Raw genomic sequence first — 6,940 nt, forward strand, 5'->3', positions numbered from 1 at the left:
TCGAAATGAATGCTGAAAGCTTCCGTCAGCGTGCCGCCGCCTCCAACAAGAGGGCCCAGGCCGAAGCGCCAGCGACAACCAACAGCGACAACCAAAACAAAGGAGAAACCTAACCCGAAACACCGAATGACACGCCAACCCCAGCGGCCTCAAACCCGGCCATGGTGGTTGTCGCTCCCGGACAAGGTGGTTGACGCGCTACACCTAGCGATGAAAGTCCACTTTCCGGCAGCTCCACCTAACACGACAGGTGCGGCATCCACGCCTTCCGACCACGCAGCACGAAAATGAAACCAAACATCACCTCAAATACAGCACCCGGGAGCAACAGCGCCATCGACGCTTTTTCTAAACCGTTTGCCGAAGCGATCATCGCGGCGACAAGATAAAGATATCCCACGACACCCAAGCGGCCAAGCATGGGTGGAACGAGCTTCGACCCGATCAGCCAGCGACACATCGGTAAGCTGCCAATGCCGAGCCCAATCATACCAAGTTGGTAGAAGACGTCGCTTGTAATTGTGAAACCCAAGAAGCTGCTCTGAAATGCCATTGCACTTATGCCCAACAACACCCCTTCAGTGATACGGGCAACGAGGTAGATGTTCCCAGTGCGAGGCGTTGTTGTCGCGATCACTGGGCGCATCAGAAACCCGATTGTTATCACTGCGACTGAATTGCTGAGGCACATAAACAACCCAAGCCAATGTAATTCGCTTTCCAACAAGGCTTGCCCGCCGCCGAAGAGGGGAAATGCTGTTAAAATGCACAGACCAACGATCTGAAGTTTCAACGCGCTAGACATGAGCCGCCTCGTTCAAATGAAAGCCTGTGCCAGCATTTCGATGCGACTTGGTGTCTAACGCCACTGTGACAACTACGTTGCCTTTCTTGTGGCCGGTATCGACATGAGCATGCGCGGCAACCATCTGCGAAAAGTCAAAGGATCGGTCGATCACTGGATGGAAGTGACCGTCTGCGGTCAGCTCAACGACCTTGCGCAAGACCTCGATGGCCTCGGACGCGACTCCCCCGATCAGCCGTTTGCCGCGCAGTCGCGCCTTCAGCCAACCAAAGATCATGTCAGATGTATTGCCTGCGATCAGCAGCATGCGGCCGTTTGTGGCCAAAGCATGCTGCGCCTTCGACCAAGGGGCGGAGCCAACGGTGTCTACGACTACGTCGTACTGCAGGCCTTCCTCTGTGAAGTCTTCCGCGTTGTAGTCAATGACGCGGTCGGCCCCGATGGCACGAACTAGATCTGCATTTGCGGCGCTGCAAACGCCTGTGACGTCAGCCCCAAAGTGCTTGGCGATCTGCACGCAGGCCGACCCAACGGACCCTGATGCGCCGTTGATCAGAACGCGTTCCCTAGTGCGCAGTTTGCCTTTGTTGATCAGGAAATCGTAAGCGGTCGTGGCGCCGAAGGGGATGGCCGCCGCTTCGTCAAAGCTCAGGCCGTTTGGCTTTACAACGATCTTTCCATCGGCCGGCATCACGATGTGTTCGGCATGTGCCCCAAAGCTGGCACCGGGAAATCCAATTACAGCATCCCCAGGTTTGAATGAGGTCACATCGACACCGACCGCTTCGATGATCCCTGATAACTCAGTCCCAAGAACTGGTTTTCGAGGCCCAGTTATCCCGAATACAAGACGCCCAATCAACGCCATGCCTGCGGGCATCGTCAGGCTCCGCGCCCGCCAGTCACCTGCGCTGACGGTGGTCGCGCACACACGGATGAGAACTTCGTTTGCTTTAGGCGTTGGGGTGGGCAGTTGTAGGCAGTTCAAAACGTCGGGGCTGCCGTATTTGGAATAGAAATAAGCATACATCTCAGGTTTTCCTTCAAACTGTCTGGAGTGTGGAATTGGGTTGGCTTGCGGTGCTGCGTAGTCCTCGGACCAGTAGCCAAAGGCCAAATCCGAGTTCCCAAACCGTCACGATGACAAGCAAGCCGATGATGGTGATATCTAGTGCCGCCACATCAGTGAACGTCAGCTCAACCAATCCTTGGATCAGGTAGCCGAACGCCCCGATAGACAGACCCCATCCAAGCAGGTGCGGTACCAGTTGGGATCGTAGGATGATCCAACCCAGCGCCAGCAAGTGCGCGCCAAAGAAAATCTGCCAGACGTATATCCCCAAGGCGTGGACCTCGAAAAAAACTTGGGCAAAGGCCTGACTGTCGGTCGGTTCGAATGCCGTGGGTTGGGAAAGCAGCACATACGGCATGACCCAAAGAAGAAGATTGAACCCCATCACGACGATCATGCCCAACCGGGATATCATCGCGATCATGGCGAGCCGTGGGCTGACGCTGCGAAACATCTGGTAGAGGATGACCGTGATCGCAATCTCAAGCAGGATCATGGCGCTATCGGCAAGCACACCTAGCCTGAATAGCCCAAGTTGATCCAACAGGTTGGCGGCAGTGGTTGCGGCGTTTCCGGCCACGACTATCTGTGATGGCACATAGCCGATGCTGAAGCCGCCGCAGACGGCAATCGTGAGATATAGTGCGCCTGCAATGCGGGCATCTCTTGAGTTCAATGTGGTTAAATTGCTCTTCGTCATTACTTTTCCCTTCATGGGTCAAGGTGTGACCGCTGCGGTGCTGCCGGGCAGAAACGGAGTTAGTGTCTCTGCAAGATGATGTTGGATTGGGTTTAGGGTGCAGAGGCCCTTATGCGAATTGACCAATTCCTGTGCTTTGATATGCATATCTGCATGGATTGGCGGTCGGTAAAATTTGACTGGAACAAAGCGCGGGCTTTCTTAGTCACGGCGGAAGAGGGCTCGTTGTCTGCGGCCGCGCGGGCTTTGGGCATGGCCCAACCAACCCTTGGCCGTCAGGTTGATGGGTTGGAGCAAGAGTTAGGTATCGTTTTGTTTGAGCGGGTCGGTCGTGGCCTGACACTCACGCCAAGTGGTCTGGAACTGCTCGATCATGTCCGCGATATGGGCGAGGCCGCGGGCCGTGTCTCACTCACGGCGCTCGGTCAGTCTCAGGCGTTGGAAGGAACAATCTGCATCTCGGCCAGTGAAACCTATGCGACTGTGCTGCTCCCTGCGATCATCGCCAAGTTACGCCAGATGGAGCCTGGCATTAAGGTTGAGATTGTCGTCGCCAATCATGCCAGCGATCTTCGTCGCCGGGAGGCTGACATCGCGATCCGCAATTTTCGCCCAGCCGAACCCGACCTCGTCGCAAAGAAGATCGGCGATGCAGATGCGGTCCTTTATGCAACCCCAGGATATATCACCAAGATCGGCAATCCGACATTGCCTTACGATCTGCGCCATGCGGACTTCGTGAACATGGACCACGGCGGCATGATGCTTAAAGGCTTGAACTCGCTTGGGCTTGGTCTGACCGAGGCTAACTTCCCGCTGCTCACCGAGAGCTATCTGGTGATGTGGGAACTTGTGCGGCAAGGAGCAGCCATCGGCGTTCTGGACGCCTACATTGGGGATGCAGACCCAATCGTCCGCCGGGTGCTCCCTGATCTGGAACCGCTGGTTTTCCCGATATGGCTCGTTGCACACCGCGAATTGAGAACAAACCGCCGCATACGCTTGGTTTACGATTTTCTGGCTGAGGAACTGAAGCGGACGTGAGCTCCAAAATAGTCCCAAGTGCAGCAACTCAATTTGTGGCTAAAACTGCATAGCCGGCAATCGCTGCGACGCAGAAACTTATCAGCGCCGGCTGCAAGCAGACCTTCGCTGCCGGCCGCCCGAAAGTCCGCTATGCCCAATGCGGACAATCCAGCGCCAATCAAACCTGAAAATTAGCTAGGTCACCAACCGTCCGAGAAAGACTTCGAATAGGATATTTATCCTCAAAATACGCACGCGGAAATCACAAAACATCACTTTGTGTGCGATGGAGCACAGAGGCCGTGCGTTCCGAGGGGTGGTCCGCTGCCTTGGTCCCGTGCATGCAACGCATCCTACGGCGTCGATCAGGCGCCCGCTCGACAAGATATCCCGGAGGCGATCGAATACGCCTCGAGCCAAAAGGACAATAAAATGAACGACAGATTTGCCAACGTTGCACCCTTGGCGCGCTCTCTTCTCGCACTCATCTTCATCATTGCCGGTGTGCAGAAAATCAGCGGCTATGCCGGCACCCAAGGCTACATGGAGATGATGGGCGTATCCGGCGCGCTTTTGCCGCTTGTTATCGCAGTTGAAGTACTTGGCGGACTAGCACTTCTTGTAGGTTTTCAAGCACGTCTCGCAGCCGTTCTGCTGGCCGGATTCACCGTGATCGCCGGTACGATCTTCCACCTGGTGCCCAGCTTTGAAATGGAAGCTATGGCAGCGCAAGGTGAAGTAATCCACTTCATGAAGAACCTCGCCATTACCGGCGGTCTCATCATGGTAATAATCTTCGGTGCTGGATCATGGTCGGCCGACAACCGTCGCTCGGGGGCGGCTATTTCTGCAGGATAATATTGACGGAATATTTGAATGGCGCGTCCGCCCGTAGCGGTGGGCGCGCCAGCCAACACATTTTGGGAGGATCAATTGCCTGACCATTATCCTTCGACCAAGCCGTGGCCCTCATGTCCAAGCCGGTGATGCATCCGCCTGGATCAGCTGGGTGATCGAACAAACTTTATTCAAAATGTGTTTTGGCGTCGAACGATACCATTGCTATGGATTGAGGCGCTCGCAATGAATGACCGCTCCGTCCCGCATTGCAGACTTGGGCCCGGCGCGGACGAGTAAGATGCCACCGCCTCTCTAGCCACACGGGCCAAAAAATGCGACATTGTGCCGTTCTGGCAATGCATGCTCGAACTATTCGGTAGAGGAGGATCTTATGGGTGAACTGACAACAAACGTAAGCTGGATCGCAGTTATAGTCGGGGCCATCGCGTCGTTTCTGTTAGGCTGGCTGTGGTATTCGGAGCGCCTGTTTGGCGAGAAATGGGCGGTAGGTGTAGGAGTGGAACTTGCCAAAGTCCACGCCAATGTTGGCGCGTTGGCGGCACAGATTGTCGGATTGTTTCTGATGAGCTGGTTTGTCAGCGTTGCGGCGGCATCGAACCTGTTGTTGACGGTCATCCTGGCGACATTAGCCTTTGTAATACTGGCGCAATCTGGAGCGATGTTCCGTGGGCAGTCGACCTATGCCCGCCTGGTTGATGCGGGCCATTGGATCGCATCTTTGGTGATCATGATCGTCGCTAACGCAATATTTTAGGCCCTTTCTGCAGCCCAGGCCGTGAAGGTTATCGAAGGACAGCTTCTTCCGCGTAACGATCGCTTGTTGTAATTTTTTTTCGGCACGAGGACTTCGCATTCTAGGTTTAAAAGGAACTGTCCGTGAATGGACGTTTCCGACCTGTCGGTACTCGGATCGGCAGGCATATAATTTCAAGGTCAGCTTTCTCACACCCGCAGAGCTGACATTGGTGCAAGATGCAGTGAATGGCAGCTTCGAGCCCAGAGCAGCCACACATCTTTCAACGGGCGTCCGCAAGACGTGTCAAAGCCACATTGCTTACAGGGTCTTTTTCTTGGACACATTGAATAGTTTGGGGCAAGCTGAAGCCTCTGGCGGTAGACGCCGAACGTCCCTAAACTTGCCAGAGATGCTCTCGGAACTATCTTTTGAGGAGGCAAATTATGGCCTAGTCTAGATATCAACAACGACTTGGAGGAATAATGCGACTTGTATCTCTTTGCGTGGCTTCGATGATGGCTGCTGCACCTGCGCTGGCGGAAGACGTGTCCTACTCGATTGATGGAGAGGCCTTTACTGGATACTGGGCCAAAGCTGACGCCCCCAAAGGTCTTGTTTTGATCATTCACGACTGGGATGGCATGACCGACTACGAGCGCCAGCGCGCGGATATGCTAGCGGAGATGGGCTACGATGCCTTTGCGCTCGACATGTTCGGCAACGATACACCGACCGAAACAATGGACCATCGCATTGCTGCGACCGGCGCACTTTATCAAGATCGAGATCGGATGAAGGCACTGGTGCAAGCTGGTGTCGAACAGGCGCAATCGCTGTCCAGCGTCGATGAAATGATAGTCACAGGTTACTGCTTTGGTGGTGCCGTCGCGCTTGAAATGGCACGGAGTGACATGTCGGATATGGCTAACGGTTACGCGACCTTCCATGGAGGTCTAACGACGCCAGAAGGCCAGTCCTGGAGCGGAGATGAGCCGCCCGTGCTCGTTCTACATGGTGGAGCCGATACCTCAATTACGATGCAAGACGTAGCTAGTTTCGCGACTGAACTGGAAGAGGCCGGCACGACCTACACGCTCGAAGTCTACTCAGGCGCTCCACATGCCTTCACGGTATTTGGCTCAAACCGTTACCAGGAACGTGCCGATGCGGCGAGCTGGGAAGCGTTTTCAACGTTCCTGAGTGAGCACGTCTCAGGCTAGTTGAATTGCAAATTTGGCGCACCCTGTTTGTGTTATATAGGGTGCGCCGCTGTCCGATGTCATCTTCGCAAGTTTCGCTCACATGCAGTGTTCCTAGACGGCCGGATTGTCCCGCAACTCGGCAATAGACCCCCTCGGACCTCGCTGCGGTCGCGACCAATGTCGGCTTTTCTGGCTGCGTTGCAGCGTAACTCTTGGATCGATTGGGGCCTTCGCTTATGCAGCGAACTGATGGTCCTCAGGCTCCGCTGCGGCCCCGGGTGTTACCCGTTTTCCCGTATCACTGGGCGGAAGCGTTCAATCGATCGGATGACCTTGTCAGCGTCGGCATCCAGCCCGTGAAGCGGTATGCGAACGCCGTGGTGTTTCTGAAACCAGAGATCTAGCCGCCTCCAGCTTTTGAGACGGATCGGTGCAAGGAAGCCGGGCGACGGATCGACAATCACCCAGTCCCGTCGGCCGTAGAAAGACTTGCTGTGCGGCAGGAGGCGAATTCGATGAATGTCCTCCCACCGCAACG

8 protein-coding genes are annotated in these 6,940 nt (G+C 55.2%); 4 read left to right on the forward strand and 4 right to left on the reverse strand.

The window, feature by feature from the left end:
- Positions 1–238: 238 nt before the first annotated feature.
- The 3 genes from Q1B15_RS03190 to Q1B15_RS03200 are packed head-to-tail and all read right to left on the reverse strand — an operon-like array spanning position 239 to position 2,577.
- Positions 239–805, reverse strand: coding sequence for a DUF4386 family protein (locus Q1B15_RS03190; protein ID WP_299750051.1), 567 nt, complete (start codon positions 803–805; stop codon positions 239–241).
- On the reverse strand, positions 798–1,835 hold the full coding sequence (locus Q1B15_RS03195) for an NAD(P)-dependent alcohol dehydrogenase (RefSeq protein ID WP_299750054.1): 1,038 nt from the start codon (positions 1,833–1,835) through the stop codon (positions 798–800). The genes Q1B15_RS03190 and Q1B15_RS03195 overlap by 8 nt, the downstream gene beginning before the upstream one ends.
- A 13-nt stretch (positions 1,836–1,848) precedes the next feature.
- A complete protein-coding gene (locus Q1B15_RS03200) occupies positions 1,849–2,577 on the reverse strand; it encodes a DUF4386 domain-containing protein (protein ID WP_299750057.1) in 729 nt (242 codons plus the stop codon).
- A 141-nt stretch (positions 2,578–2,718) separates the two neighbouring features.
- Here Q1B15_RS03200 and Q1B15_RS03205 point away from each other — a divergent pair, with 141 nt between their 5' ends.
- The 4 genes from Q1B15_RS03205 (at position 2,719) to Q1B15_RS03220 (ending at position 6,420) form a co-directional block, all read left to right on the forward strand.
- A complete protein-coding gene (locus Q1B15_RS03205) occupies positions 2,719–3,621 on the forward strand; it encodes a LysR family transcriptional regulator (protein WP_299750070.1) in 903 nt (300 codons plus the stop codon).
- Between the two features lie 414 nt (positions 3,622–4,035).
- Complete coding sequence (locus Q1B15_RS03210) at positions 4,036–4,461, forward strand: DoxX family protein (protein ID WP_299750059.1); 426 nt, start codon at positions 4,036–4,038, stop codon at positions 4,459–4,461.
- Positions 4,462–4,834: 373 nt separating this feature from the next.
- Positions 4,835–5,218, forward strand: a complete 384-nt coding sequence (locus Q1B15_RS03215; RefSeq protein WP_299750062.1) for a DUF1761 domain-containing protein — start codon at positions 4,835–4,837, stop codon at positions 5,216–5,218.
- Between the two features lie 464 nt (positions 5,219–5,682).
- On the forward strand, positions 5,683–6,420 hold the full coding sequence (locus tag Q1B15_RS03220) for a dienelactone hydrolase family protein (protein ID WP_299750064.1): 738 nt from the start codon (positions 5,683–5,685) through the stop codon (positions 6,418–6,420).
- Positions 6,421–6,683: 263 nt separating this feature from the next.
- Here the strand turns inward: Q1B15_RS03220 and Q1B15_RS03225 are convergent.
- Positions 6,684–6,940 (reverse strand): hypothetical protein (locus Q1B15_RS03225; protein WP_299750067.1); only part of this gene is annotated, 257 nt, incomplete at its 5' end.

This window comes from uncultured Boseongicola sp., from assembly GCF_937988555.1.
Lineage (GTDB): Bacteria > Pseudomonadota > Alphaproteobacteria > Rhodobacterales > Rhodobacteraceae > Boseongicola.